This window comes from Parafrankia sp. FMc2, assembly GCF_041008525.1.
Lineage (GTDB): Bacteria > Actinomycetota > Actinomycetes > Frankiales > Frankiaceae > Parafrankia.
In genome coordinates, this window is the sequence record NZ_JBFLUG010000033.1 from 42534 (window position 1) to 69180 (window position 26647).

Below are 26647 nucleotides of genomic sequence, written 5' to 3' on the forward strand. Positions count from 1 at the left end.
CACGGATGTGCCGGCGGACACCGCATCTCCCGGAACCGGGCCCTCCCGGACCTCGCCTTCCAGTGGACGTCCGACCGGGCGGTTCTTCAACCGGACGGCACCGGACGGCGGGCGCCCGTACGGCCTCGCTAACGTGGCGCCATGACCCTGCTGACCGGCGCGAAGGTGGTCACACCGGGCGGTGTCCTCGACCCGGGTCGGGTGCTGGTCCGCGACGGGCTGATCGCGCAGGTGGGCCGCGGCGACCTCGACCTCGACCCGCGCCGGGTGGAGCAGGTGGAGCGCGTCGACCTGACGGGAGCCTGGCTGCTGCCCGGCTTCGTCGACCTGCACATGCACGGCGGCGGCGGGCACGATGTCGCCGCGTCGGCGGCGGACATGGCCGGGGCGGTCGCCTTCCACCAGGCCCACGGGACGACCCGCACCCTGGTCTCACTGGTGACGGCGCCGGTGGCCCGGCTCGCCGAGCAGCTCGGCTGGGTCGCGGCGCTGGCCGCGGCCGGGCCCGGGCCGGACGGCCCTGTCGTGGGGGCCCATCTGGAGGGTCCGTTCCTGGCGGCCGAGCGCCGCGGGGCGCAGCCCGCGGAGCATCTGCGCCGGCCCGACCGGGCGGTGTTCGCCGACCTCGAGGCCGCGGCCGCCGGTGCGCTGCGGGTCATCACCGTCGCCCCGGAACTACCCGGCGCCGCCGCGGTCGTCGCGGCCGCGCTCGAGGCGGGAGTGGTCGCCGCCGCCGGTCACACCGATGCCACCTACGCGCAGGCCAGCGCCGCCTTCGCCGCCGGGATCACGCTGACGACCCATGTCTTCAACGGCATGCGCCCGCTGCACCACCGGGAGCCCGGCACCGCCGGTGCGGCCCTCGACGCGGGGGTGGCCTGCGAGCTCATCAACGACGGGGTGCACGTGCACCCGGCGCTGCTGCGGCTCATCGCCGCCGAACCGGAGCGGCTGGTGCTGGTCACCGACGCGGTGGACGCCGCCGGCGCCGGCGACGGGGAGTACGTGCTGGGCGGCCACCCGGTGCGGGTGCGCGACGGGCAGGCCCGGCTGGTCGCCGGCGGCGCGCTCGCGGGCAGCACCCTGACGATGGACCAGGCGGTGCGCCGGTCCGTCGCCGCCGGTCTGCCGATCGAGGTGGCGGCCGCCGCCGCGGCGACGAACCCGGCGCGGGTGCTCGGCCTGGACACCCGGTGCGGGGCGATCGCCCCGGCCCTGGACGCCGACCTCGTCGTCCTCGACGCCGAGCTTGCCGTCACCGCCGTGATGGCACGCGGGCGCTGGGTCGGCGGGCGCGGGGCGCCCCGCGCCGGAGGTGGGTGACCCGCGGCGGATGTCCCCCCGCATCCGCCGCGGGTCGGTGGCCGGGCCCCGGCGTCACCGCGCTGTGACGCCACCGGAGCCCGGCTCGTCGGCGCCGCTCAGCCGCGCCACCACGGGCCGGTGATCGCGACCGTGATGCCGTCGCCCTGGATGTTGGCGTACAGCCAGCGGCCGTCCCGGGAGAAGGTGGCGCCGGCCCACTCGCTGCCGCTGCCGGCGTTGCGGGCCAGGGGGTAGGGCGTGCCGTCCTCGGAGGCGGCGACCAGGTACTGCTCGCCGTCGCCGTCCTCACACAGCACGATGCCGCCGTTCGGCGACACGGTGATGTTGTCCGGGCCGTCGAAGCGGCCGCCCGGCTCGATGATGAGGATCAGCGTCAGGGTGGAGTGCTTCGGGTCGAACTTCCAGACCTGCCCGGCGTGGTTGCGCGCCGCCCCGCCGGAGGTCTCCGCGTAGCTGGAGACGATGTAGGCGTGCCCGTCGGACCAGAAGATCCCCTCGCCCTTGGGTACCTGGGTGACCTTGCCCGTCCCGAACTGCCGGCGGATCGACACCGTCGTGGCGTCCGGGTCCGGGACGTCCACCCAGGTCGCCTTCAGCCTGGTGCCCAGGGCGCTGGGGGCGGAGAGGTCCGGCACACCGGGGATGTTCAGCGCCTGCAGCTTCCCGCCGGCGCGCAGGCTGCCGGGGCCGCCGAGCGGCCGGTGCGGCAGGAAGCGGTAGATCAGCCCGTACGGGCCGGAGGCGTCCTCCGTCAGGTACAGCACTCCGGTGCGCGGGTCGACGGCGACGGCCTCGTGGGCGAAGCGGCCCAGCGCGGTCAGCGGCACCGCCTCGCGGTCCCGCAGCCGGCCGAACGGGTCGACCTCGAACACATACCCGTGTCGCTTGGTCAGCGCGGGGACGGTCGCCGGGGTGTCCTCCGTCTCCTCACAGGACAGCCAGGTCTGCCACGGGGTGTTCCCGCCGGCGCAGTTACGGATGGTGCCGGCGAGGCTCGGGACCGTGGACAGCACCCGGTCCCCGGCGACGGTGACGGTGGTGGTGCCGCCCGGCGCCGCCGGGTCGTAGGTGATCCCGGGCAGCCGCGGGACGGGCACGGCCGAGCCGGACAGCTCGTGATTGCGGACCAGGACACTGCGGCCGAAACCGGCGGCGAAGGCGTAGGTCCCGTCCGGTGCGCCCGGCAGCGGGCCCTGGTCGCGGGGCAGCTGGTCGACGCCCGCCCGGGACAGGACGGTGTACCGGAAGCCGCGTGGAAGGTCGAGCAGACCTCGGGGGTCGGCGACGAGCTCGCCGTACCCCTTGAACTTCTTCGGTGCGCCGGCGTTCGCGGTGCCGCTGAAGACCGAGCTCACGGCACCTGACAGCGTGAAGCCGAGGCCGGCCGCGCCGGTGCCCATGACCACCTGGCGGCGGTTGACTGCCATGTAGGACCCTCCTTAGCAAGGACGGTCCGCACGTTCGCAGTTGCAGATGACCAGGACGCGACCCGGATGCAAACGCACATGCACGGCCGGCGGTCCGGTTCGCCAACTCCGGCACGCCCGCGGGACGCCGCGCCCCGCGCCCCGTCCCTGCCCCCGCCGGTGTCAGGGCTGGTCGCCGCTCCAGGGACGCCGCGGGTGATCCACCGGAGGGCGGAAGAGCGCCTCCTGGGCCAGGCTCGCGCCCAGCACACCGTCCCGCGCGTGGATGGTGCCCGTGTACCAGCCCCGGCCGCCCGCGATGGTGCGCGGGACATGGTCCATCAGCACCCAGTCATCCATGCGGATGGGCCGGTGGAACCAGACCGCGTGGTCCAGGCTGGAGCCCGAACGGGCGGTGGCGGAATGGTAGGGCGCCAGCCCCGCCACGCTGTCGGACAGGTAGGTCAGGATGACCGCGTGCAGCAGCGGGTCGTCGGGGAGCGCGGTGGTGCACCGTGCCCACAGCCGGGTCGGGAAGTCGACACCGGGCGCGGGTGCCCGCTCCGCCCGCGCCTCGAAGGACACCGGCCGTGACAGCCTGACCTCGGTGAGGGTGTCCGGCGCGGCCAGCGGCGGCATCGGCTCGGCGGTGACGTCGACGCCCGGCTCGGGAACCTGGAACGACACCGACATGTTGAAGATCACCTTGCCGCCCTGGACGGCCACCACCCGGCGGGCGGAGAAGGAGCGGCCGTCGCGGTCACGGTCCACCCGGAAGATCGTCGGTCGGGAGGCGTCGCCGAGGCGCAGGTAGTAGCCGTGCAGCGAGTGCGGCACCCGGCCCTCCGGCACGGTGAGCCCCGCCGCGAGCAGGGCCTGGGCCGCGACCTGCCCCCCGTACAGCGCGTACCGGTCGTCGAACACCACCCGGACCCGGAAGAGATCACGGTCGATCTCCTCGAGGTCCATCAGGTCCAGCACCGTCGGCGCGGACGGGGTGACGCTCACCGGACGGGTGACGGCAGCAGGTCGCATCTTCCACCTTCGGGTCGGCCGGGCGCGGGTCACCCGGGCACCCGGCCGGCCGGGTGCCCGGGAGCCCCGCCAACCCTGTGCGGCGGGAACGTCCCCGGTCGCGGCCCTGCGCGGAGCGGGCCACAGCTCCGGAATACTGCACCACGGCCGCCCGGCACCCGGCGTTGTGCCGTACCCCACCCTCCGCGTCAGCCGTCCCGGCGGGGATCGGCGGCCGGGGCGTCGCCGTGCGGGGAGAACCAGGCGTCCGCCGACCAGCAGCCCTCGGCCTTCTCCCGCTCACCCAGCGTGGGCACGTACTTCTCGGGGGAGGCGTCCTGCTCACCCACGGTCCGCTCCGGAGCCTGGCCCGATCGGGCCGGGCCCGCGGGCGGGTCCGACGGCCGGTGCACCCCGGACGGCTCGGCGGGCCCGGCCAGACTGCCGTACCCGTCGGGATCGAACAGCCCGTCCTCCGCCCGGCCGTAGGTACTCGCCGAGAACAGGGCCGGCCCGGCGCCGTCGGATCGGGCCGGGGGCCGTGGTCCGGGCGGACCGAGGCCGCTGTGCCGGGGCGACCCGGCCAGGACGTCCCCGCCCGCGTGGGCCGGCTGTCCCGCCGCGGCCGTCTCCGCCGCCGAGGGGGTCCGGACGGGCGGCGCCCCGGCGGGGGGTGAGGATGCCGCGGTTCCCCGGGTGGGCAGGACAGCCGGCAGGACCGCGGGGAACACGCCGCGGGGGACGGCCAGCCCGTCCGGCTCGCCGGGTTCGCCGGGTTCGGCACCTTCGCGCAGGCCGAGGCGCTCGTGGAGGAGACGCAGCGGCGTCGGCGCCCACCAGTTGTAGCGGCCGGCGAGGGCCATGAAGGCGGGGACCAGCACCGCGCGGATCACGGTCACGTCGAGGAGCACGGCCAGCGCGAGGCCCAGCCCGACCATCTTGATGATGCTGATCTGGGACGTCGCGACGCCGATCATGACGACGATCAGGGCGAGCGCTGCGCAGGTCAGCAGCGGGCCGGTCGCCGCCAGGCCGCGGGCGACGGCCCGCCGGTTGCCGGCACCGCGCAGGTGCTCCTCCCGGATACGGGCCAGCAGGAAGATCTCGTAGTCCATGCTGAGCCCGAACGCGACGCAGAACATCAGGACCGGGCTGGTCAGCTCGACCGTCCCCGAGACCTGGAAGTGCCCGACCAGCGACTGCAGGTGCCCGTCCTGGAAGACGAGCACCATCACCCCCATCACCGCCGCCAGGTTCAGCGCGTTGAGCAGCAGCGCCTTCAGCGGCAGCAGCAGGCTGCCGGTGAACAGGAACAGCAGCACGAACGTCGCGGTCACCACCACGGCGATCGCGCCGGGCAGGCCGCGGATGACGGTGTCGCGGGTCTCCACCAGGTGCGGCGCGAGGCCGCCGATCTCGACCGGGTAGGGCGTCGGGATGGCGCGGATCAGGCCGACCGTGCGCTGCGCCGCGGCCGAGATCGGGTCCGGTTCGGTCGGCCACAGCGACAGCCAGGCACCACCGTGGGTGCCGACGAACTGCTGGCCGCCGGCCGGTGCCGGCGCGATCATCCGCCCGTCGGTGAAGCTGCCGGCCACGGTGTCGACCCGGGCGACGCCGGGGACGTCCGAGAGGGCGGCGGCGTACCCGCCCAGCTGGGCCACGACGGTCGGCTCGCGGGCGTCGACCCCGGGGACCACGACCGGGATCTGGCAGGGCAGGCAGACCGTGAAGTCGTCGCGCATCGCGTCGTTCACGACGTGCGAGTGCGCCGTTGTCGGCAGCACGGTGTCGTCGGCGAGGGCGACGCGCAGGCCGCCCAGCGGCAGTGCCATCACGACCATCAGCGCCACCGCCGCCCCGCCGAACAGCAGCGGGTGCGCCATCGTCCGGTGGGCGACGGCCGTCCACACCGCCCCCGGCTCGCGGCGCTTGCGGGCACCGCCCCGGCGCCGTCCGAAGCCGAGACGGAGCCCACGGCGGCGGCTCCGCTCGACCCGCTCGCCCAGCAGCATGATCGCCGCCGGGAGCACCAGCAGCGCGGCGAGCTCCGAGGTGACCACCACCGCGATGCCCGCGTACGCGTAGGACTTCAGGTAGGGCAGGGGGAACAGCAGCGCGCCGGTCAGCGACAGCGCCACCGTCAGCCCGGAGAACAGCACGGTGCGCCCGGCGGTGCGCAGACTGGTGTGCAGGGCGACCTCCCGCTGCACACCGGCCTCGCGCTCCTCACGGAACCGCCGGAGGATGAACAGGCAGTAGTCCACCGCCAGGGCGAACCCGAGCGCGGTGGTCAGGTTCAGCGAGAACACCGAGATGTGGGTCATCTCGGAGAGCAGCCGCAGCAGGGCGAGGCTGGCGATGACCGCGCTGCCGCCCACCACCACCGGCAGCAGCGCCGCGGCCGTCCCCCCGAAGGCGAACAGCAGGACGCCGAGCACCAGCGGTGCGGTCACCAGCTCGGCCCGCTCCAGATCGGCGCGGCTCTGCTCGGTGACGTCCAGCATCACCGCGGGTGCCCCGCCGAACCGGACGGTGACCCCGGGCCCGTCGTGGGCGTAGCGGTCGTGCAGGTCGGCCACATGGCGCGCGATCGCGTCCTCGGAGCCGGTCAGCCGGAACAGGACGAGGGCGCTGCGCCCGTCCTGGGAGCGCAGCAGGCCCGCCGGCGCGTCCGGTGACCAGTAGGAGGTCACCGCGCTGACGCCGGGCTCGCGCTGCAGCTGGCTGGTGAGGTTCTCACCGACCCGCCGCGCGGTCGGCCCCTCGATGGTGCCGGGTGCGGTGACCATGATGGCCACGTTCGGCGGGGCGCCGGGGAACTCGGCGTCCAGCAGCGCCTCGGCATGAGTGGCGGAGTCACCGGCGGCGTAGAAGCCGCCGGTCGAGAGCCGGTCGAAGACACCGCCAGCCCACGGCAGCAGACAGATGACGAGCAGCCCGGTGATGGTCAGGACCCGTCCCGGGCGGTTGACCGCCAGCCGGGCGAGCAGGGCGAACAGTCCGCCACGCCCTCCCGCCGGCGCGCTGGCGGGCCCACCAGCCCCGCCGGACCGCCCCGAGTTTCCCGCGTTCCCGGCGCTGCCCGCGTTGCCGGAACCGGCGCTGCCCGCGCTGCCCGCGTCGCCCGCGCTGCCGGAGGCCGCGCCACTCCCGCCACCCGCGTCGCCGATCGTGCCGCCGCCGCCCGAGTGCCCCGACCTGCCGGACCTGCCGGCCCCGCCGGATCGGCCCGAGCTGCCCGGCGGGGCCGGCGTGCGGCCGGCCGGCTCGTGGATCCGGTCCGCTCGCCGGTGCCCCGGGCGGGCGGCACCGGCCCGCGCACCGGGCCGGGACGTGCCCCGCCGCGCGGAGCCGGGACGGGCGGAACCGTGCGCCGGCTCCGGAGCCGGCGCCAGCGTGGTGGCTGCCGGCAGGCCGGTGGTGAAGGCCGTCAGGGTCGCCGACGGCCGGACGCCGCCGGCGGGCAGCGCGGTGGCCGCCGGCAGCGCGGTGGCGGTGGGCGGCGGTGTGTGCGCGGTGAACGGTGGCGGCGATGCCTCCGCTGCCGCGCCGACCGTTCCCGCGTGGGCGGGTGACCGGTGGCTGTCGGGGCGCCCCGTCGAGCCCCTGAACCGCCGCGTGACATCGACGGGAAATGGCATGAGTTCAACGTAGAAGTGCAAAAGATTTGGTGTTACCCCCGGAGAGGGGTACCAAAGCCGCGAATACCTCTTTAATGTTCACGCCGATGGCGCCAGTACCGCGATGACGTCGTGAGTCACGCCAGTCGGTATCCGGAGGAGGGGGAGTTCGTCGTGGCAGACAAGTTCGAACGGCACAACAGCGGCGGATCGCCGTCGCATCGGGGGAGGTGTCCCCGGCCGCGGTACGGAGCCCAGCCGCACGGGGGTGGTACGGGAGAGCGGGCGGGCCGTCCAGACGATGCCCAGCGGGGCCAGGAGGCCGGCTCGGACAACACCGACCGGCCGCGCCCCGGCGCCCAGCCGCGACGCGGTGGCCCTGGTCAGGCGCCACCACCAGGTCAGGAGCAGGGAGCGGCCGGCGAGTCGGGCGGCGCGGGCAGCCCCGCGATCACCGGGCCGTTGGCCCTGCCGGCACCGGGGCCCGCGGCCGGCGGCCCGGCCCGACGCCCCGTCGGGCGTCCGTTCTGCCCCAGGCCGAGCCGCCCCAGGTGAAGGACGTCCCGGGGCGGGAAAGGCGTTTGTCCCGCAGGTTACGGGCACCAGTGCCGTGTGAAAGCCACCGGGTGCGGGCGAGAATCTCGCCCGCACCCGGTTTTTGTTTCGGACCTGTTAGGACCGGCCCGGTGCCGTGTTCACGGCAGCAGGCTGGAGCGGCGCGCGACGTTGACCGCCGCGGTCCGGTTGTGCACGCCGAGCTTGTTCATGATGCTGCGCAGGTAGGCCTTCACCGTTTCCGGGCTGACCGCGAGGCGGCGGGCCGTCTCGGCGTTGGACATGCCCTCCGCGACCAGCCGCAGGACGTCCAGCTCGCGCGGCGACAGGCCGAACGGCTGCGCGCGGGTGGGCGGCGCCGCGTCGGGGAACAGGTCCTCCAGCAGGTCGCGGACCGCGACGATCCGCTCCCGCAGCGCCTGGTCGCTGGTCTGGAAGGTCAGCTCCTCCAGTTCGGCGTCGACGCGGCACAGTGTCCGCAGCCGGGAGGCGCCCGGCGTCGCCGCGGCGGTGTCGGGCCGGGCGGCCATGGCACGTTCGGCGAGCAGCGCCTCGAAGCGGCGCGCGACACCGAGCGCCGTCTCCACCGCGGCCGGCGGAACGGGGTTGTCCGCCCGCACCCCGCAGTACAGCACCGCGTGCACGATGCCGCCGGCGCGCACCGGCACGGCGACGACCGAGGAGATGTCCTCGCCGAGGACGGCCCAGTCGCGCTGGTCCTCGGTATAGCGCGGGCGGGTGCCCGCGTCGATCACGACGGGGCGGCCCAGGGCCACGACCCGTCCGCCCACGCCGTGGCCCGGCGGCAGGGACATCCCGCGCAACGCGTTCGTGCGGTTCCCGTCAAGCGCGCTGATGGTCAGGTAGCGCGAGCGGGGATCGACCGATCCGCCGTAGGCCAGATCGGCGCCGGTACGGGCGCGCAGCCGGGTGACGGCCCGAGGCAGCATCGCCTCGACCGAGCAGCCATCGGTAGTGCCCGATGTCATCGTCTTCCTCTCGTCCGGGGGTCTCGCGGACTAAGAACGAAACAAAACGGAAAAGCAGGCAAAAGGTGTTGCCGGCCTGCCCGGTTTCCGCCGCCTGAAGCGGCCGGGGACGCAGGTGGGCCGCGGAAACCGGTTCCGTGTCGAGGGGCCGGCGCAGCCGGGTCGGCGCTGCCCTTTACGACAGACAAATCTCCTTGCCGAGAAATGACACTAGCAAGGGGATCTTCGTCCCGGCAATCGGCGCATTGTGCACCGTGGTGCCGAACGCGCGCAGTGAGGGTTGTGATCGGGCGGAGGTGTATGGGGTGGCCCGGACGCGCCCGCCCGGGCCGGCCGGTGGGCGAGGGCCGTCGCGGTCGCCGCCGCCTCGGCCGGCTCCTGGCCGCCGCGGGCCCGTCCGCCCCGCCCAGGCCGGCTCCCCGTCGACCGGCCGGGGCGGGGGTGCCGGTGATCCTGCGTTCGTTCTCCGTTGATACAGCGCCACGAGGGCCGTCGCCAGGTGGGTGAATCCGCTATTGGGGCACACGGCGGTTGTGAATCCGGTGTCTTCGGGATGGGAATGTCGGTGGTGGAAGGTGGGTAAATACCAGCCGGTGGCCGCCGCTGTCGGCCGCCGGTGCCGTTGCCGCCGTCACCCCTGGTCGTGGGTGGACGCCGGTGGGCGATGGGCGGCCCGGTCGGACCGGCGCCCGCGGGAAAGCCACACCGGCCGGTCGGCCCACCTCCCGGCGTCGTTCGGTCACTGCGCCACACCGCACCGCGTTGGCGCCCTTTCCCGAACCTACGCGAGAGGGCTGGACCGAAAGTGCCGGTTGCGGGGCGGCCCGAACGGGTGTGAACACTTCGGTGCCATGCCCATTGTGCCTTTGCCGCCGCCCGCCTTTGCCGCGATACGGTTCGGCGTCAGAGCTGGTCGACGGCGGTGACCCGCAGGACGGCTGTTCCCGCCTCGTCCGAGGCGGCGAGGTCGACCTCGGCACTGATTCCCCAGTCGTGGTCACCCGCCGGGTCGTCGAAGATCTGCCGCAGCGTCCACCGGTCGGCGGCGGTCGTGACGATGAGCAGACCCGGCCCGCGGGCGTCCGGCCCCGTCCCGATCTCGGTGTACAGCTCGAAGTAGGGCTCCAGCGCCTCCCGCCAGGCCTGCGCGTCGAAGCCGGCCTCGGCGTCGAGTTCGCCGAGCAGGTCGTAGCGGCGCAGTGCGGCCAGCTCCACCCGCCGGAACAGCGCGTTGCGCACCAGCACCCGGAACGCGCGGGTGTTCGCGGTGACGGCGGAGGTCCGCTCCACCAGCATGCCCGCGGCCCCCGGGCCACCGCCGGTGCCGGCTCCGTCGCCGGCATCGGGGTCGCGCAGCGCCTCCCACTCGTCGAGCAGGCTGGAGTCGACCTGGCGGACGAGCTCCCCGAGCCATTCGGTGAGGTCGACGAGCTCCTCGGTGCGTGCCTCCTCCGGCACCGTCTGGCGCAGCGCCTTGAACGCGTCGGCCAGGTAACGCAGCAGCAGGCCCTCCGACCGGGCCAGCCCGTAGAAGTCGACGTACTCGGCGAAGGTCATCGCCCGCTCGAACATGTCGCGGGCCACCGACTTCGGCGCCAGCTCGTAGTCGTCGACCCAGGGGTGGCCGCGCCGGTAGGTGGCCAGGGCGGCGTGCAGCAGCTCCTCGAGCGGTTTGGGCCAGGTGACCTCCTCCAGCAGCTCCATGCGCCGGTCGTACTCGACACCGTCGGCCTTCATCGCGGCGACCGCCTCGCCGCGGGCGCGGAACTGCTGCGCGGACAGCACCTGCCGCGGGTTGTCCAGCGTCGACTCGAGCAGGCTGAGGACGTCCAGCGCGTAGGCGGGGGATTCGCGGTCGAGCAGGTCGATGGCGGCCAGCGCGAACGGGGACAGCGGCTGGTTGAGCGCGAAGTCGAGCTGCAGGTCGACGGTGAGCCGCACCGAGCGGCCGGTCTCGTCCGGAGTGTCGAGTTTCTCGATCACCCCGGCGGCCAGCAGCGCCCGGTAGATCGCGATCGCGCGGTGGATGTGCCGGCGCTGCGCCGGGCGCGGCTCGTGGTTGTCGGTGAGCAGGTGGCGCATCGCGGTGAACGCGTCCCCGGGGCGGTTGACCACGTTGAGCAGCATCGAGTGGCTCACGGCGAACTGGGACACCAGCGGTTCCGGCTCGGCGCCGACCAGTCGTTCGAACGTGGGCACGCCCCAGGAGACGAAACCCTCCGGCGGCTTGCGGCGCACCACCTTGCGCCGCTTCTTCGGATCGTCGCCGGCCTTCGCCAGGGCCTTCTCGTTCTCGACGACATGCTCGGGCGCCTGCACGACCACGTTGCCGACCGTGTCGAACCCCGCCCGGCCGGCCCGACCGGCGATCTGGTGGAACTCCCGCGCGGTCAGGATCCGGGTGCGGGTCCCGTCGTACTTGGACAGCGCGGTGAACACGACCGTGCGGATCGGCACGTTGATGCCGACCCCGAGGGTGTCGGTGCCGCAGATCACCTTGAGCAGCCCCGCCTGCGCGAGCAGCTCGACCAGCCGGCGGTACTTGGGAAGCATCCCCGCGTGGTGCACCCCGATCCCGTGCCGGACCAGGCGCGACAACGTTCTGCCGAACCCGGAGGCGAACCGGAAGCCGCCGATCATCTGCGCGATCGCGTCCTTCTCCGCCCGGGTGGAGACGTTGATGCTCATCAGCGACTGCGCCCGCTCGAGCGCCGAGGCCTGGGTGAAGTGCACGACGTAGATCGGGGCCTGCCGCGTCTCGAGCAGCTCCTCGATCGTCTCGTGCAGCGGGGTGATCACATAGCGGTGGAACAGCGGCACCGGTCGCTGCGCCGAGCGCACGACGGCCGTCGGCCGCCCGGTGCGCCGGGTCAGGTCCTCCTCGAAGCGGGTGACGTCGCCCAGCGTCGCCGACATGAGCAGGAACTGGGTGTGCGGCAGCTCGATGAGCGGCACCTGCCAGGCCCAGCCCCGATCGGGGTCGGCGTAGTAGTGGAACTCGTCCATGACGACCTGGCCGACGTCCGCCGCGGCCCCGTCACGCAGCGCGATGTTCGCGAGGATCTCGGCCGTGCAGCAGATGATCGGCGCCCCCTCGTTGACGGAGGCGTCACCGGTCATCATCCCGACGCTGGCGGCGCCGAACACCGCGCACAGCGTGAAGAACTTCTCCGACACCAGCGCCTTGATCGGCGCGGTGTAGAAGGTGCGCCGGCCCCAGCCGAGTGCCGCGAAGTGCGCGCCGGTGGCCACCAGGCTCTTCCCGCTGCCGGTCGGCGTCGCCAGGATGACGTTCGAGCCGCTGACCACCTCGATGAGCGCCTCGGTCTGCGCCGGGTACAGCTCCAGGCCCTGATCCACCACCCAGGCGCCGAACGCGTCGAACAGCGCGTCGGCGTCCGCCTCCGGGTCCGGCCCACCGGCGGGCAGGCGCGCTGTCAGCGTCACCGGGGCCACCGGGGCCACCGGCTGCTGGGGCTGCGCTGTCTGTGGCCCGGCCGGCGGTCCGGCCTCGGGCTGGGGCTCGCTGCGGGGACTGCTCGGTGGCGGGGTCCGGGGCGGGGTCTGGGGCTGGTACGTCATGGTGTCCTCGATCGTGCCGCACGCCGCCGCTCCGCGGGGCGCGGGGCGCCCACGGCGGTTCCGGGGCGGTTCCCTGGCGGTGTCGTGACGGAGTCGTCACAGCTCCCGCGGCGCGGCACGGCGACCGCGGGTGAGCAGGGCAGGTGTGTGCTGGTGTGTTGTCCGTTGGTTCTGGCATGAGGTGCCCGCCCCACCTACCGGGGTCCGCGGGCGGCCGGTGATGCCCGGTGTGCGGTTAGCGTCGGCGAGGTGGATGAGCTCCCTCTGCTCGTCGGGTCGGGTGACATCGCCCGTGCGCTGGGCGTGACCCGACAGGCTGTCGATCACCGTCTGCGCAGTGATCCGGCGGCGCCCGCGGCCGCGGGGGTCGTGAACCGGACGTCCGCCTGGAACGGGACCCGTATCTGGTGGCGCGAGGACATCGACCGGTGGCTGAACCTCGAGCCTGACCGGTGGCACCGCCTGCTGGCCTCGACCGCCCGAAGCGGGTGATCAGCGGTGAGCTGATCGTCTGATCGCCGGCCCGTTCCGGCACAAGATAGTCAACGCTGTTGACGGCCGCCCATGGTGAAATCTGATCTTGAAATGTCCCCTCCGTCCCAGGGCGGGCGCACTCTCACCCGCCCTGGGACGGACCGATCGGCACCTCCTCGGACATCGTCGGTCGAGGGCGCAGCCGCCCGAGCGCGGCCGGCAGCCCACCGACATGAACGACGCCAAGCTGGTTCGTCGGACGGGTCAGCGCCACGTACAGGTCCCCGGCGCCCCGCGGGGACTCGGCCAGGATCCGTTCGGGCTCCACCACGATCACCGCGTCGAACTCCAGCCCCTTCGACTCCCGCACCGTGAGGACCACCACCGGCTGCTCCGGGTCGGGCCCCGCCGCCCCGTCACCCGCCGCTCCGTCGCGGGACACGGTGCCGGGCACGCCCTCGGTGAGCGCCCGCGCGAGACCGGCCAGCTGGTCGCGGCGCGCCGTCGGCACGATCACCGCGAGCCGCCCACCGCCGCAGGCGTCGTGCTCCTCGGCGACCAGGTCGGCGAGGCGGGCGGTCAGCTCCTGCTCGGTGACGGCGAGGCGCCACGGTGCGTGGCCCGACCGGCGGACCGACCGCGGTGCCCGCAGCCCTCGGCCCTGCAGCGCCAGGACGTCTCCGGCGACCTCCATGATCTCGGCGCCGGTGCGGTAGTTCACGGTCAGCCGCTCGAGGACGAACCGCTGCCCGACATACGGGGCGAGGACCTGCTCCCACGAGGATGTCCCGGCCGCGTCGCCGGTCTGCGCGACGTCGCCGACCAGCGTCATCGACCTGCTCGGGCAGCGGCGCATCACCATCCGCCAGGCCATCGGCGACAGTTCCTGCGCCTCGTCGACGATCACATGGCCGAACGCCCAGCCGCGGTCGGCGGCCGCCCGCTCCGCGGTGGTGCGGGCGTCGATCTCGGCGTGCCGCTCGCCGAAACGGTCGGCGTCGATGAGATCGCTGGCCATCAGCACCTCCCCGTCAGGATCCTCGGTGTCGCCGCGGGCGAGGATGTCGAGGACTCCGCCGGCGTACTCGATGCGTTCCCGGCGTTCCAGATGCGCCGACACCGCGGCGTCGATCGCGAGCCGGGGGTCGTCGCCGAGCAGTTCGGCGGCCTCGTCGAGCAGCGGGGCGTCGGTGGCGGTCCAGTCCTGGCGGCCCGGCGGGCGCAGCAGCGCCGCCCGTTCGTCGCCGGTCAGCTCCGGGGCGGCGCGGCCCAGCGCGTCGGCGTCGGCGAACAGGTCGGTCAGCAGTGCCTGCGGGCTGAGTAGCGGCCACAGACTGTCGATCGCCTCGGCCAGCCGCGGGTCGGAGCTGAGGTCCCGGCGCAGGTCGGCGAGGTCGGCGGCATCCAGCACCGGGCGCTCGGAGGCGGCCGCGGCCGCGGCGAGGGCGGTGTCCGACCAGTCGGCGCCCACGGCCGTGCTGTCGTTCTGGTGCTCGCGGGCGGCGTCCGTGTCCGGCCAGAGCATGAAGTCGTCGACGAAGTCCGGGATGTCGACCTCGTCGATGGATGCCTCGTAGCGATCGGCGATCTGGCGGGTCAGCCCGGCGATGACCTCGCGGACGAACACCGGCCGGGCCAGGTTGTGCGGCCGGCCGGTGAGCCGCGCGGCGGCCCGCGCCGGCACGACGATCGTCTCGTCGAGGCGCGCCACCCCGTCGGCCACGGTGATCTCCAGCGGCTGCTCCGGCAGCCGCTGGCGGTCACGCACCGCGGCACCGAGGACGTCCACCATGATCGAACGTCCCTTGACCTCGGCGGCCAGGGTGCTCTCGCTGGAACGCCCGCGCACCCCGGGGAACAGGTCGCCGATCGTCGACAGCAGCACGCCGGTCTCGCCGAGGGAGGGCAGCACCTGCTCGATGTAGCGCAGGAAGGCCGGGTTCGGCCCGATGATCAGCACACCGCGGCGGGCGAGGTGCTCCCGGCGCGAGTACAGCAGGTAGGCGGCGCGGTGCAGTGCCACGGTGGTCTTGCCGGTGCCCGGCCCTCCGTCGACGACGAGGACGCCGTCCTGGTCGGAGCGGATGATCCGGTCCTGCTCGGACTGGATGGTCGCGACGATGTCGCGCATCCGGCCCGTGCGCTGGGCGCCGAGGGTGGCGAGCAGTGTGGCCTCGCCGACCAGGGCGTCGCGGGGGACCTCTCCGGCGAGCGCACCGCCGCCGGTGCTGGTGCCGGCACCGCTGCTCCGGTCGCTTCCCTCCGCGCCGAGGCCGTCCAGGGTCAGCAGGCCGAGCACGCCGTCGCCGAGCGTTCCGGTGTCGAGGGTCTCGTCGTCGAGATGGGTCACCCGCCGACCGACGGTCCGGATGTGGCGGCGGCGGGCCACGCCGAGCGGGGTGGCGCCGGTTGCCAGGTAGAACGGGCGGGAGGCCGGGGCTCGCCAGTCGATGAGCAGGGGGTCGTAGCCGGTGTCCGGGTCGAGTACACCCATCCGGCCGATGTAGCGGCGTTCCCCGTCGGCCATGTCGATCCGGCCGAACAGCAGTCGGTCGCGGACCGCGTCGAACCGCGCCACCTGATCGGCATGCCGGGCGGCGAGGGCGTCCCGGTCGGCGCGCGCGCCGGGTTCGGGGTCGTCGCGCAGCAGCACCTGGGCGAGCTCGGCGGACGCGGTGGCACGCAGCTGGTCCAGCCGGTCGTGCAGCATTGTCAGGTACTGCTGCTCCCGCTCCCGCTCGGCGTCGCCGCCGTCCCCCGGCAGTGGGGTTCGGGGCTCGGGAGTGTCCGCTGACCCGGTGGGCACCGATTGCTTTGACAAACCCAGCCCTCTCGTCTACTATCCAGCATGGCGCGCGCTGTCTGGCCCGCATTCTCCAGGGGTGGCGGCGCATTCACAGGCGTCGTAGCTTATCCAGCGTTGTGCACGTGCGGGTTGGTGCGGGTTGTGTGCTGGCAGCACGCCGCAGCGTGGCCTGTACATGATGTGGTCTGTGCCCGGCCGTGGTCTGTGCCCGGCCGCAGTGCCCGAGCGCCCGCAGTGCCCGGGCGCTGGGTGTGGCGCCCGCCCCCTGCGAGTGGCCGACATCCTAGCTCGCCGCCGCCCGCCCCTCGCCATGCCATGAACAGCGTCACGGCACTCGCCGCGGCAGCCCCGCGCCGGCCCCGCCACCGTGTTCGTTCCCGTCCGTGACCGCCCCGCCTACCGGACGAGGCGGCGCAACGCGGCCCGGGCCAGCGGCGCGTAGGCGCGGATCACCGGCCCGGGCGCGGTGACCCGCAGCCAGGTGAGTGTCCCGCCGTCCAGGCAGGCGTCCACCCCGTGGTCGAGCTTCAGCCGCACCGCACCGACGCCGACCCGCCAGCTCCAGGTCCGCTCGACCTCATCCACCGCGGTGACGACGAACCGGGCCGCCGGCGGCACCAGCGCGCGGACCCGGCCGCGCAGCCCCGGCACGATACGCACCGCGGGCTGCGGCACCGCGACGCCCTGCTCCAGGGATTCCCACGCGGCGGGCAGCGGGGGAGCGAACGGGCCGACGCCCCGCGGGACCCCGACCCGCTCCGACCGATGCCAGGCCTCCGCGGGGATGTCGTCCAGGACGACGGCGTGGATCTGCGGGGCCCAACTGGGCCACACCGCCGGCACGGCGTACCGCTCCCAGCACACCTGCGGTGGCGCCGGCCCGGACACATCCAGGAACACCACACTCACACTGACCCACGGTAGGCCGGGCCGGCCGATTCTTCACCTGCCAGCGGCGGGGGCCGCGGTCAGCAGCCGACGGCGATCGCGGTGACGATCAGGCCACGGCCCACCACCCAGCGTCCGGTGAACCCGGTCAGCTCGCCCGTGGGCAGGTCCGGGCCGGGAACCAGCAGCCGAGCCCGGAACTGCCCACGCGCGGTCACCCCACCCCCGGTCGACGACCCGGTCACCGGCGCCGCCAGGGGGGTGTCGTCGACCGGGTCCGTGACCGGGTCGTCGACCGTGAGGACCAGTTCGGCGTCGTCGAAGCCGAGCCAGCGCCGGGCCAGCGGGAACCAGGCCTTGTAGACGGACTCCTTGGCGCTGAACAGCAGCCGGTCCCAGCAGACCTGGGGATGCGCCTGCCCCAGCTCGGCGAGCAGGTCCCGCTCCTGGGGCAGCGAGATCTCACGAAGCACCCCGCCGGGGGTGGCCTCGTTCGGCTCGGCGTCGATGCCCACGCTGACCGTCGCCCCGGGCACCTCCCGGGCCACCGCCGCCGCCCGGTAGCCCTTGGTGTGGGTGATGCTGCCGACGACACCACCCGGCCAGCGCGGCTCCCGGTGCTCACCCGGCAGGATCGGCACGGCCGGTTCGCCGAGCGCCTCGAGCGCCCGGTGCGCGCAGATCCGTCCGGTGGTGAACTCCCGGCGCCGCTTGTCGACGGCGCGGGTCAACGTGGCGGCCTCCTCGGGAAACAGCCGGGCGTCCACGGCGTCACCGAAGTCGTCGTCGTACTTCTCCACGGCGGCGAGCGCCGTCCGGCCAGCACTGGGGGTGGGCGGCGGCAGGACCGCCGCGAGCAGTTCCGCACCCCCGGGCAGGCCGCCCGCGCCGCCGCCCACCCGCTGACCGGTCATCGCGATGCCCCTTCGCCTCGGCGAGATCATGCGTACGCGTCCCATCTTCGACGGCACCCGTCCCGGCCCGGCACCGGCCCCAGGCGCATGTGGCTCTTCCGACACGCCGGTGCGGCACCGCGCCCCCGCTGGGAGAAGGTGGACGCATGCACGGTTCGGATCTCGTCGCGCGTGACCGGGCGGTTGTCTGGCATCCCTACGGCGCGGTGGGGGACACGGCACCACTGTTCGCCGTCGCCTCCGCCCGGGGGGTGCGCCTGACCCTCACCGACGGCCGTGAGCTGCTCGACGGGATGTCGTCGTGGTGGGCGGCGATCCACGGCTACGGCCATCCGGTGCTCGACGGTGCCGTCCGCGACCAGCTGGACCGGATGGCCCATGTCATGTTCGGCGGGCTCACCCACGAGCCGGCGGTGGCCCTCGCCGAACTGCTCGTGCGGATCACCCCCCCGGGTCTGGACCGGGTCTTCTTCTGCGACTCCGGGTCGGTCTCCGTCGAGGTCGCGATCAAGATGGCGCTGCAGTACCAGACAGGCCGGGGGCGGCCCGGCCGGACCAGGCTGCTCACCATCCGCCGTGGCTACCACGGGGACACCTCCGGCGCGATGTCGGTGTGCGACCCCGACACCGGCATGCACCACCTGTTCACCGGCCTGCTCGCCCGTCACCTGTTCGCCGCCGCCCCCACCAGCGGCTATCGGGACCCGGTGACCGACCGCGACCTCGCCGACGTCGAACGGCTCCTCGCGGCCCACCACGGGGAGATCGCCGCGGTCATCTGCGAACCGGTGGTGCAGGGCGCCGGAGCGATGCGCTTCTACCCCCCCGGGTGGCTCACCCGGGTCCGGGAGCTGTGCGACCGCCACCAGGTCCTGCTCATCGCGGACGAGATCGCCACCGGCTTCGGCCGCACCGGTGAGCTGTTCGCCTGTGAGCACGCCGGGATCACGCCCGACATCATGTGCGTCGGCAAGGCGATGACCGGGGGGTACCTGACGATGGGTGCCACCCTGTGCACGGCCGAGGTCGCCGACGGGGTGTGTGCCTCACCTGCCGGCGCGTTCATGCACGGACCGACGTTCATGGCGAACCCGCTGGCCGCCGCGGTCTCCCGCGCCAGCATCGAGCTGCTGCTCGCCGGCCCCTGGCGGGAGCGGGTGGCAGCCGTGCACGACGCGCTGGCCGCCGGGCTGGCCCCCGCGGCGGACCTGCCCGGTGTCGTGGACGTCCGCACGCTGGGCGCGATCGGCGTGATCGAGACCCGCGACCCGGTCGACATGACGGTCATCCAGCCACTGCTGGTCGACCTCGGGGTGTGGGTACGGCCGTTCGGACGCCTCGTCTACGCGATGCCGCCGTTCGTGATGGACCCCGCCGAGGTGAGCACCCTGACCGGGGCCATGGTCGAGGCGGTCGCGGCGACCACGAAGTAGCCCCGGCGACACGCCGGCTGTGGTCTTCCTGTTCACGGCCCGGCAGGACCTCCGGCCCGGCCGCGCACGTGCGCCACGGGTGATGCGGTCGGCGACAGCGCAGGTCACGGACGTGGGACGGGCTGTCGCCGACGCCGGCCCGCGGGGTGGCGACACCCTGCCCCCACCGCACCCTGCATGTCCGACATCCGCGAACTAGTTGCGGATGCCCGAAGAGCCTTCATACCCTTCGTCCACGAGGCTTCACTGTGTGTAGCAGCTTTGGCGGCACACGAGAAGGGCCAGGTGCGGATGTCGTTACGACAGGTGTCAGGGCGGCCTGGGCAGGGGCGTGTTCCCACTGCCCTTCGGACGGCGGCCCGTGCCGCGGGTCGCCTGCTCTCGCGCCGCGGGTGCGAGTCCCGACCCGCGCCGGGCTCCGGAGCCGGCTCCGGAGCCGGGCCCGACGCTCTGCCGGGGCCGGCGCTGTGGCCGACGGATCCGGTTCCCGTGGCTTCAGCCCCGCGCCGGCCGCTTCCCGCCCGGCATCCCGGCCCTGCCATCCCGACCCTCCCGGCCGAACCCGCGTTCGCGGTCGAAGCCGCCGTCGTCCCGCCGGGCAGCCATCCGGGCAGCCATCCGGGCGACCCCGGGCTGGGCGCCTCGCTGTTCCTCCGCGACCAGCCCGCGTGGCCGCCCGCCGAACGGGCCCGCCCCTGCACCGGGGAGGGCACCCACACCGCCGTGCGCGGGGTCAGCACCATCCGCAGGCTGGCCCGGTGGCTGTGGCGGGCGCGTCGTCACCCCGGCGCCCCGCCGCCCGCGACACCAGCCCGCACCCTGCTGACCGACGCGGTGTTCCTGGCCATCGCCGGACTGCTCGCCGCCGACGCCGTCGCCGGCGGAGCCGGCTCGCCGCGCGCCATCGAGATCGCCGCGTTCGCCGCCTTCACCAGCCTGGCGGCGCTCACCGGCCTGGTCGGTACCGGTTCCTGGGCCGGCAGCCCCCGCGGAGACGACCCCGACAGCGGCGCACGCGGCGGTTACCCGGCGATGACCACCACCTGGACACTGCCGATCGCCCTGCTGCTGCCCCCGCTGTACGCGCTGCTGGCCTGCCTGCCGCTCTGGCTCGCCGCCTTACCCGGGCGGGAGCGCGTGGCGCGGCCGGCGCAGCCCGAGCACCCCCCCGGAGGGCCGGGAGGGTGCGGGGCACACAGCCAGATCCACGACTGCGTCGCTCTCGGCCTCGCCGGCGCGGCGGCCGCGGCCGTCCACCATCTGCTCGCCCCGGCTTCGGACCCCGGTTCGGCCGACGGGCTCGCCGCCTCCGCCCGCGACCTGCTGGCGCTGCTCGCCGCGGTCGCGGCGTATCCGGCGGTGGACCGGCTGCTGCGGCCCCGCCGCTGGCCGGGCGGGCGGGAACACGCCGCCACGGTCACCGTGGAGATCTGCGCCGCGCTCGTGCTCACCGTGGTGTGGGCGGCGAGCCCGGTCCTGCTGGTGATCGCCGCGCCGCTCGTCCTGCTCCTGCGCCGCGGGCTCACCCACGCCGAACTGCTCACCGCCGCCCGCACAGACGCCAAGACACAGCTGGCCACCATGGCCTACTGGCGGCAGGTCGCCCTGCGGGAGACCGCCCGCACCCGCGGGCTCGGCCGGCCGCTGTCGGTCCTGCTGGTCGACATCGACCACTTCAAGCAGGTCAACGACCGCCACGGCCACCTCAACGGCGACGCGGTCCTGGTCGCCGTCGCCAACATGCTCCGGCACGCCACCCGCCCGCAGGACCTCGTCGGCCGGTTCGGGGGGGAGGAGTTCGTCGTGCTGCTCGCCGACGCCGACCTGGACGCGGCGGCCACCGTCGCCGAGCGCATCCGCCACACGGTCGCCGGTGCCCGTATCCACCTGTCCGGTGTGGAGGTGAGCGTCACCGTGTCCGTCGGGGTGGCCAGCATCGCGCCGGCACCGCGGGAGAACACCGCCCGGGCCCTGGCCACCGTCACCGCCGAGGCACCGCGCGCCGCTGACGACGACCTCGCGGTCGTCACCGACCTGCTCGAACGGGCGGACGCCGCGCTCTACCGCGCGAAACGGGAAGGGCGGGACCGCGTGTGCACGGCCAGGACAACCAGCCCGCCCGCGCCCGCCGATCCGTCCGCTGCCGCACCACCCGGGTCAACCAGCCCGGGTGGTGCGCCGGCCTGCCCGGCGGCCTCGCCCACGGCGCCCGCCTGGCGCCCGCCGGCACCGGGACCGCCTCCGGCGCCCTGACCGGGCCCGAGGCGCCCGCCGCGCCGACCCGCGGCGCGTCCGTGCTCAGTCGCCGGCGGCGCGGACCGTGTTACGCAGCAACAGCATCGTCGTGACCGGGCCGACACCACCGGGCACCGGGGTCAACGCCCCCGCGACGGACGCCACCGCGTCCGCGTCGACGTCCCCGACCAGGCCGGCATCCGTCCAGTTCGTGCCGACGTCGATGACCACCGCGCCGGGCCGGACATAACCGCTGCCCACCATCTTCGGCCGGCCGACCGCGGCGACCACGATGTCGGCCTCGTGCGCCACCGCCGCCAGGTCCTTCGTCCGGGAATGGCAGACCGTGACGGTCGCGTTCTCGGCGAGCAGGAGCAGCGCCGCGGGCTTGCCCACCACCGAGCTGCGGCCGATCACGCAGGCCCGGGCACCGGCCAGCGGTACCTCCGCCCGGGTGAGGATCTCCAGCACGGCCGCCGCGGTCGCCGGTGCGAACGCGGGCAGACCCAGCGCGAGCTGCCCCAGGCTCAGCGGGTTCATCCCGTCGACGTCCTTGCCGACGGGGATGCGCGCCCCCACCTCGGCCGCGGTCAGCGCGCCGGGCAACGGGGTCTGCACGATCATCCCATGCACCGACGGATCGCCGGCCAGCTGGTCGACGGTGTCCATGAGCTGCGCCGGGTCACCGGTCAGCTCATGGACAGCACACGCCACGCCGACCTTGGCGGCGCTGCGCTCGATCACCCGCACATAGGACCGCGCCGCCTCGTCGACGGTCGGCAGCACCACCGCCAGGGTCGGGGTGACGCCGGTGGCGGCCAGCCGCTCGACCTCGTCGACGACCGCCCGACCGATGTCGGCGGCCATCGACCGCCCATCCAGCAACCTCATGACCCGATCCGATCTCCCACGGCGCGCACCACACTGTCCGCGCCGGCCAGTGACGACAGGTACTTGTCCAACTCGGCGGCGGTCGCGTCGCGGGTGGCCGCGTCGGTCATCGACGCCAGGTTGATCCGGACGTTGATCGCCGCCGAGTCCAGCGCCGCGCGGGCGCTCGCGGCAGCCACCGCCACATCCGACAGGACGTTGACGTTGGCACCGTCGAGGATGCGCTGACACAGGCCGACGACCTCGGCGGCCGCAGCGGCGGTGCGCAGCGGCACCTCGGCCGCGCCGATCAGCGCCTGCTGGATCGCGGCGGTGCGGGCCGCCTTGTCCTGCACGGTCTCCTTGGGAAGCCGGTAGGCGTCCGTCACGGCGGTGAAGGCCACCGCGTCGGCGTCGGCCAGCCCGAGGGCGTCCCGGCGCAGGCGGGTTGCCTCGTCGCGGGCACCGACCATCGTCGCCTCGTGCTCGGCGTAGCGGGGCTTGCCGATGGTGAGGTTGGCGACCATGCTCACCAGGGAGGCGCCGAGCGCGACCTGGACCGCCGCCGCCGCACCGCCACCGGGTGCGGGGGCCGCCGAGGCGAGCGCCTCGAGGAACCCGTCAAGCGTCTCGTCCGTCATCGTCTCCGACTCCCCCTTGTTCAAGGTCAATGTCCATGTGTACTGCCGTCCGGGTGCATTGCCCCACCGCAGCACACCGACGCTGGCCGGAGTGCACCGTAGCAAGTGGATCGCTGCCCGGGGTGCGAGAGGGCTACTCCGCGCCGGCCGAGGGCGGTTTTGTGACCTGCGCCGCTCGATGGCGCCCGGGCCCCTGCTGCCGGCCGCGGCGCGGGGTGCGGGCACCCGGCCGGGCCTTCGGCCTGCATCCTGCGCGGCCCGATCATGCGGGCGCCGCGCGCATGATCAGATCCAGGCCGGTGTCGAACTGGACGAGGGTGTCGGAGCGCAGGAACGGCACGGCCGCAGCCAGATCGGGCAGCTGGTGGGCCGGGGGATTGAACGTCGAGGTGGGCGTGCCGGGCCGGCGGTCCCGGGCGACCGCGGCCGCCACGGCACGCGCCTCGGACAGGACGTGGCCCAGGCAGTAGAACAGCAGTGTCTGGTAAAGCGCGGTGGCCTCCTCGGGGCTCAGACCCATCCCGCGTAGCAGCCCGAGGGCGTGATTGGCGCGTGCCCAGTAGGCGCGGCCCCCCGGCGGCCGGCGCAGGATGACGGCAGCCATCGTCGGATGCCGCAACAGCGAGCGACGCAACTGGTGCAGGCTCGCGCGGAGGTCCGCCCGGGCATCGCCGGTCGCCGGCAGCGGCTCGTCGCCCTCGATCAGGATGTCGGCCAGCGCGTCGAGCAGTTCGTTCTTGGTGCGGAAGTGGCGGTAGAAGGCCGTCGGGTCGACATCGAGACGGCCGCCGAGTGCCCGCATGCTGAAGGCGTCCGCCCCGCCGATCCGCACGATCTCCATCGCCGCGTCAAGCAGGACCTCCCGGGACAGCGTGCCGCGAGGTGTGCGCTGTGGGGGAGCCGGTGCGCCCCTGCGTGGTGCCTGCTCATCGTCGTCCGCTGCTGTCACGAGCTCTGATCTTACCCATGCCCACGCCGTGGTCAACACCGTTGACGGCGCGGCGCGCCCATATTTGATCAAGGTGTGGGTGTGGACGAATCCGCGACCGTCGGGGCTGGTCGTGGGGGAGGGGTGCCATATCCGGGATGTACGCCGCCCCCGGTTGTCGGCCGGCGACATCCCGGCGCGATGCGGCCGGCCAGCTTCGTCGGTGGGATCTGTGGCGGTAGGCGGGATCCGTGGTGCAGGCGGATGGCGGCGGGGCTCCGTCGACGGTTCGGAGGACCAAGATAATCAACGGTGTTGACGAGCCGCCCTAACCCAATTTGATCTTGATCGTCCCCTCCAAAGCAAGATCAAATCGGAATAAAAGCTCCTCCGAGGAAGAACCTTTCAATGATCCCGGCTCTGTCGGGGCGGCTCAGTGGATCTCGGGTGGACGGCGCGGACGTGGCAGGCGCAGCGGCCTGGCCGGCCCTCGGACAGCGCGGCCTGGCCGGCCGGGAAGATGCCAGACCAGGTCGCCGGCGGTGCTGCTGTGCTCCGCCGGCGGTGCTGTGGCGAGAGGCTGCCCGCCGCGGTGCAGCGCGGCGGGCTCCCACGGCAGGCGCCCCCTCCCATCGGCCCAGACGGCCTGCAGGGCGGGAACGGCCGGACCGTCCGGGTCGCGGTAGAGGTGGTTCGCGCCGAGGAGCAGCTGGTCACTGGCCAGCGGGGTGATGGACCGTAGCTCGACGGTCAGCAGGGGTGCGAGGGTCAGCCGCTGGCCGGCGCTGAGGCGCTCGTGGTGACGCACCCGCTCCCCCAGCAGGTTGAGGATCCTGGCGGCCGACGTGCCGGGGAGGCCGCTGACGAGCAGTTCCGGGTGGTGATCGAAGGCGTGCAGCCCGATGGTGTAGGCGTACGGCGGATGCTCGGGGCCGTCGTCGAGCACGGACTGCACGGCCCACCCGTAACTGCGGATCGTGTCGGCGAGCCAGGCGTCCTGCTCGGCGATGAACGCGGCGATGGCGGCAGGGTCGTCGTCCGGAACGTCGCAACCGGGGCAGCAGGCACGGTCGTCGGGTCGATGGTGGTGGCCGGGGGTCATGGGTTCACCTCATCTGTGGGGTGGGTGAACCGTATGCGGGTCCCGGTGGGTGATCGGGCGGCCTGACCGGATCCGTGACTGTGGATCTTGGTGGGATCACAGTGATTGACGTGGGTGGTTGACATGCCCGGTCTCGGCCGCCCTACCCGCCGCGCGAGGCGGGTGCCGGCGGGCTCAGGTGGTGCCGGTGCTGCCGTCGGCGGCGTCGAGGTTGAGCGCGAGGCTGTTCATGCAGTAGCGCTGCCCGGTGGGGGCAGGTCCGTCGTCGAAGACGTGGCCGAGGTGGGAGTCGCAGCGGGCGCAGCGCACCTCGGTGCGGACCATGCCGTGCGCGCGGTCCTCGACGAGGGCGACGGCGTCGGGCGTGACGGGCTGGTAGAAGCTGGGCCAGCCCGACCCGGAGTCGTACTTCGTGTCGGAGGTGAACAGGGGCGCGTCGCAGGCGCCGCAGTGGTACGTGCCGTCTGCCTTGTTGTAGGTGTAGGCGCCGCTGAAGGGGGCCTCGGTGGCCGCCTGGCGCAGGATCGCGTAGCGGTCGGGGCCGAGCAGCTCGCGCCACTCGCTGTCGCTGCGGACGACCTTGTCGGTGGCCTGCTTGTCGCTCACGTCGTGTCCTTTCGGATACGGGTCAGTTCGGTGACGGCTCAGTGCATCGGTGACGGCTCAGTGCATGTCAACGCGACGTCGCGCCGGTTTGTTCTGTGTGGGTGTCGTCGCCACGGGCGTGATCGTCGTGGGTGCGGTCGTCGTTGTGCTCGCGGCGGGCGGTGCGCAGTGTGGCGGCGGCGAGCGCGGCTCCGCTGGCGGCCGCGGCGGTCATGAGAGTTCCGCCGGCGGGCGGGAGATGGCGGTGGGCGACGGCGTGGGCGAACGCCGCGGTGTCGGCGGTGTCGGCGCACATGCCGGCGACGAGCCAGGCCTGGGTGGGTCGATGGGTCGCATGTGCGTGCAGGAGGCCGACGCCGAGGGCGAGGTCCCGGATCCCGGCGATACGCGCGAGCCAGGCAATTTTCTCAGCTGTCACACGGTCGACGCCTGCGAGGCGGATGATCGGGACGGGCCTGGTGATGGCGGTGAGTCCGACGGCGGAGCGTGCGATGCCGTTCAGCAGGATCTGGGCCCGACTGGTCACCCGGCGTGTATCCTTTGCGGTCGAGGGAACACGTACTGTGATCACGATCTCGTTACCTGGCCTTCCGGGGTGGGAACGACTTCGCTTGTTCGTACGTTGGACTCGGTTGAGGTCAACACGCCACGACGCTCTGAGGAGTCATATGGGCGAGCGCATTCTGCGGGGCAGCCGTCTCGGTGCAGTGTCCTACGAGACTGACCGCAGCACGGAGCTTGCCCCGCGGCAGACAGCGTCGTACGACTGCCCGAACGGGCACCAGTTCACCATGCCGTTCGCGGCCGAGGCCGAGGTGCCGTCGGTGTGGGAGTGCCGGGTGTGCGGGGCGGCTTCGGTGATCGTGGACGGTGAGCGGCCCGAGCCGAAGAAGAGCAAGCCGCCGCGGACCCACTGGGACATGCTGATGGAGCGTCGGACGACGGACGATCTGGAAGAAGTCCTGGCTGAGCGGCTCGCGGTGCTGCGGGGCACCGGGGCGGACCGCAGGTCCGCCTAGGGAAGTACTGCCGATGGTGGCAAGGCCCTGACGGGCCTGCCGCGCCTGGTCGGGCGTGATCTCGATCAGGCGTCGTCGGTCAGGCTCGTCGACATGCGTCGGGGGGCGACAACGGTACCGTTGTCGCCCCCCGACGCATGTCGGGGGGCGACCGGTGGTTCAGGAGCGCCCGGCAGGGGCGTTCGTCGGCGGTTGACCGGTCTCGGCGGCCGGGGTGGACGCGGGGTCGCCGAGAC

General features: G+C 73.7%; 19 protein-coding genes. 5 read left to right on the top strand and 14 right to left on the bottom strand.

The features are described 5' to 3' along the window. Positions 1–141: 141 nt before the first annotated feature. The gene (gene nagA / locus AB1460_RS14165; RefSeq protein ID WP_368961664.1) at positions 142–1323 is read left to right on the top strand and encodes an N-acetylglucosamine-6-phosphate deacetylase; all 1182 of its coding nucleotides are present in this window, start codon (positions 142–144) and stop codon (positions 1321–1323) included. 98 nt (positions 1324–1421) lie between these two features. On the opposite strand, the gene AB1460_RS14170 is transcribed toward nagA, so the two are convergent. From AB1460_RS14170 to AB1460_RS14190, 5 genes are all read right to left on the bottom strand, one after another. Next, positions 1422–2753, bottom strand: coding sequence for an alkaline phosphatase PhoX (locus AB1460_RS14170; protein ID WP_368961666.1), 1332 nt, complete (start codon positions 2751–2753; stop codon positions 1422–1424). A 162-nt stretch (positions 2754–2915) separates the two neighbouring features. Next, positions 2916–3767: an acyl-CoA thioesterase gene (locus AB1460_RS14175; protein ID WP_368961667.1), complete on the bottom strand. Its 852-nt coding sequence runs from the start codon at positions 3765–3767 to the stop codon at positions 2916–2918. A 188-nt stretch (positions 3768–3955) separates the two neighbouring features. Next, positions 3956–7390, bottom strand: a complete 3435-nt coding sequence (locus AB1460_RS14180) for an MMPL family transporter (protein ID WP_368961669.1) — start codon at positions 7388–7390, stop codon at positions 3956–3958. Positions 7391–8064: 674 nt separating this feature from the next. Further along, positions 8065–8913, bottom strand: coding sequence for a helix-turn-helix transcriptional regulator (locus tag AB1460_RS14185; protein WP_368961671.1), 849 nt, complete (start codon positions 8911–8913; stop codon positions 8065–8067). Positions 8914–9816: 903 nt separating this feature from the next. Continuing rightward, complete coding sequence (locus tag AB1460_RS14190) at positions 9817–12360, bottom strand: DEAD/DEAH box helicase (protein ID WP_368961672.1); 2544 nt, start codon at positions 12358–12360, stop codon at positions 9817–9819. 384 nt (positions 12361–12744) lie between these two features. Between AB1460_RS14190 and AB1460_RS14195 the strand changes: the two genes are divergently transcribed. Then, complete coding sequence (locus AB1460_RS14195) at positions 12745–12987, top strand: hypothetical protein (protein WP_018640105.1); 243 nt, start codon at positions 12745–12747, stop codon at positions 12985–12987. A 124-nt stretch (positions 12988–13111) separates the two neighbouring features. Here the strand turns inward: AB1460_RS14195 and AB1460_RS14200 are convergent, their stop codons facing one another. From AB1460_RS14200 to AB1460_RS14210, 3 genes are all read right to left on the bottom strand, one after another. Beyond that, on the bottom strand, positions 13112–15775 hold the full coding sequence (locus tag AB1460_RS14200; RefSeq protein WP_368961673.1) for a HelD family protein: 2664 nt from the start codon (positions 15773–15775) through the stop codon (positions 13112–13114). A gap of 396 nt (positions 15776–16171) precedes the next feature. Next, positions 16172–16684, bottom strand: a complete 513-nt coding sequence (locus tag AB1460_RS14205) for an SRPBCC family protein (protein ID WP_368961674.1) — start codon at positions 16682–16684, stop codon at positions 16172–16174. 59 nt (positions 16685–16743) lie between these two features. Beyond that, on the bottom strand, positions 16744–17577 hold the full coding sequence (locus AB1460_RS14210; protein WP_368961676.1) for a 4'-phosphopantetheinyl transferase family protein: 834 nt from the start codon (positions 17575–17577) through the stop codon (positions 16744–16746). A 146-nt stretch (positions 17578–17723) separates the two neighbouring features. Here AB1460_RS14210 and AB1460_RS14215 point away from each other — a divergent pair, with 146 nt between their 5' ends. Continuing rightward, positions 17724–19010: an adenosylmethionine--8-amino-7-oxononanoate transaminase gene (locus AB1460_RS14215; RefSeq protein ID WP_368961677.1), complete on the top strand. Its 1287-nt coding sequence runs from the start codon at positions 17724–17726 to the stop codon at positions 19008–19010. A 489-nt stretch (positions 19011–19499) separates the two neighbouring features. Continuing rightward, positions 19500–21263, top strand: a complete 1764-nt coding sequence (locus tag AB1460_RS14220) for a sensor domain-containing diguanylate cyclase (protein WP_368961678.1) — start codon at positions 19500–19502, stop codon at positions 21261–21263. Positions 21264–21308: 45 nt separating this feature from the next. Here AB1460_RS14220 and AB1460_RS14225 read toward each other — a convergent pair whose 3' ends face one another. The 6 genes from AB1460_RS14225 to AB1460_RS14250 form a co-directional block, all read right to left on the bottom strand. Then, positions 21309–22136: a bifunctional 5,10-methylenetetrahydrofolate dehydrogenase/5,10-methenyltetrahydrofolate cyclohydrolase gene (locus AB1460_RS14225; protein WP_368961679.1), complete on the bottom strand. Its 828-nt coding sequence runs from the start codon at positions 22134–22136 to the stop codon at positions 21309–21311. Continuing rightward, positions 22133–22756, bottom strand: a complete 624-nt coding sequence (locus AB1460_RS14230; RefSeq protein WP_368961680.1) for a cyclodeaminase/cyclohydrolase family protein — start codon at positions 22754–22756, stop codon at positions 22133–22135. Before AB1460_RS14230 ends, AB1460_RS14225 begins: the two co-directional genes overlap by 4 nt. 262 nt (positions 22757–23018) lie before the next feature. Continuing rightward, complete coding sequence (locus AB1460_RS14235; protein WP_368961682.1) at positions 23019–23705, bottom strand: TetR/AcrR family transcriptional regulator; 687 nt, start codon at positions 23703–23705, stop codon at positions 23019–23021. Positions 23706–24117: 412 nt separating this feature from the next. Next, positions 24118–24786, bottom strand: coding sequence for a DUF4262 domain-containing protein (locus tag AB1460_RS14240; RefSeq protein ID WP_368961684.1), 669 nt, complete (start codon positions 24784–24786; stop codon positions 24118–24120). A gap of 174 nt (positions 24787–24960) precedes the next feature. Next, entirely contained in the window at positions 24961–25392 is a 432-nt protein-coding gene (gene msrB, locus AB1460_RS14245) for a peptide-methionine (R)-S-oxide reductase MsrB (protein WP_368961685.1), read from the bottom strand. Positions 25393–25459: 67 nt separating this feature from the next. Beyond that, positions 25460–25918 (bottom strand): hypothetical protein, encoded by a 459-nt coding sequence (locus AB1460_RS14250; protein ID WP_368961686.1) that lies wholly within the window; start codon positions 25916–25918, stop codon positions 25460–25462. 142 nt (positions 25919–26060) lie between these two features. Between AB1460_RS14250 and AB1460_RS14255 the strand changes: the two genes are divergently transcribed. Further along, positions 26061–26411: an RNA polymerase-binding protein RbpA gene (locus AB1460_RS14255; RefSeq protein ID WP_018505947.1), complete on the top strand. Its 351-nt coding sequence runs from the start codon at positions 26061–26063 to the stop codon at positions 26409–26411. Positions 26412–26647: the final 236 nt, after the last annotated feature.

Coding starts and splice junctions, on each gene's coding strand:
- nagA (WP_368961664.1), top strand. CDS start 142: ATGACCCTGCTGACCGGCGCGAAGGTGGTCACACCGGGCGGTGTCCTC.
- AB1460_RS14170 (WP_368961666.1), bottom strand. CDS start 2,753: ATGGCAGTCAACCGCCGCCAGGTGGTCATGGGCACCGGCGCGGCCGGC.
- AB1460_RS14175 (WP_368961667.1), bottom strand. CDS start 3,767: ATGCGACCTGCTGCCGTCACCCGTCCGGTGAGCGTCACCCCGTCCGCG.
- AB1460_RS14180 (WP_368961669.1), bottom strand. CDS start 7,390: ATGCCATTTCCCGTCGATGTCACGCGGCGGTTCAGGGGCTCGACGGGG.
- AB1460_RS14185 (WP_368961671.1), bottom strand. CDS start 8,913: ATGACATCGGGCACTACCGATGGCTGCTCGGTCGAGGCGATGCTGCCT.
- AB1460_RS14210 (WP_368961676.1), bottom strand. CDS start 17,577: ATGACCGGTCAGCGGGTGGGCGGCGGCGCGGGCGGCCTGCCCGGGGGT.
- AB1460_RS14215 (WP_368961677.1), top strand. CDS start 17,724: ATGCACGGTTCGGATCTCGTCGCGCGTGACCGGGCGGTTGTCTGGCAT.
- AB1460_RS14225 (WP_368961679.1), bottom strand. CDS start 22,136: ATGAGGTTGCTGGATGGGCGGTCGATGGCCGCCGACATCGGTCGGGCG.
- AB1460_RS14230 (WP_368961680.1), bottom strand. CDS start 22,756: ATGACGGACGAGACGCTTGACGGGTTCCTCGAGGCGCTCGCCTCGGCG.
- AB1460_RS14240 (WP_368961684.1), bottom strand. CDS start 24,786: ATGACCCCCGGCCACCACCATCGACCCGACGACCGTGCCTGCTGCCCC.
- AB1460_RS14255 (WP_018505947.1), top strand. CDS start 26,061: ATGGGCGAGCGCATTCTGCGGGGCAGCCGTCTCGGTGCAGTGTCCTAC.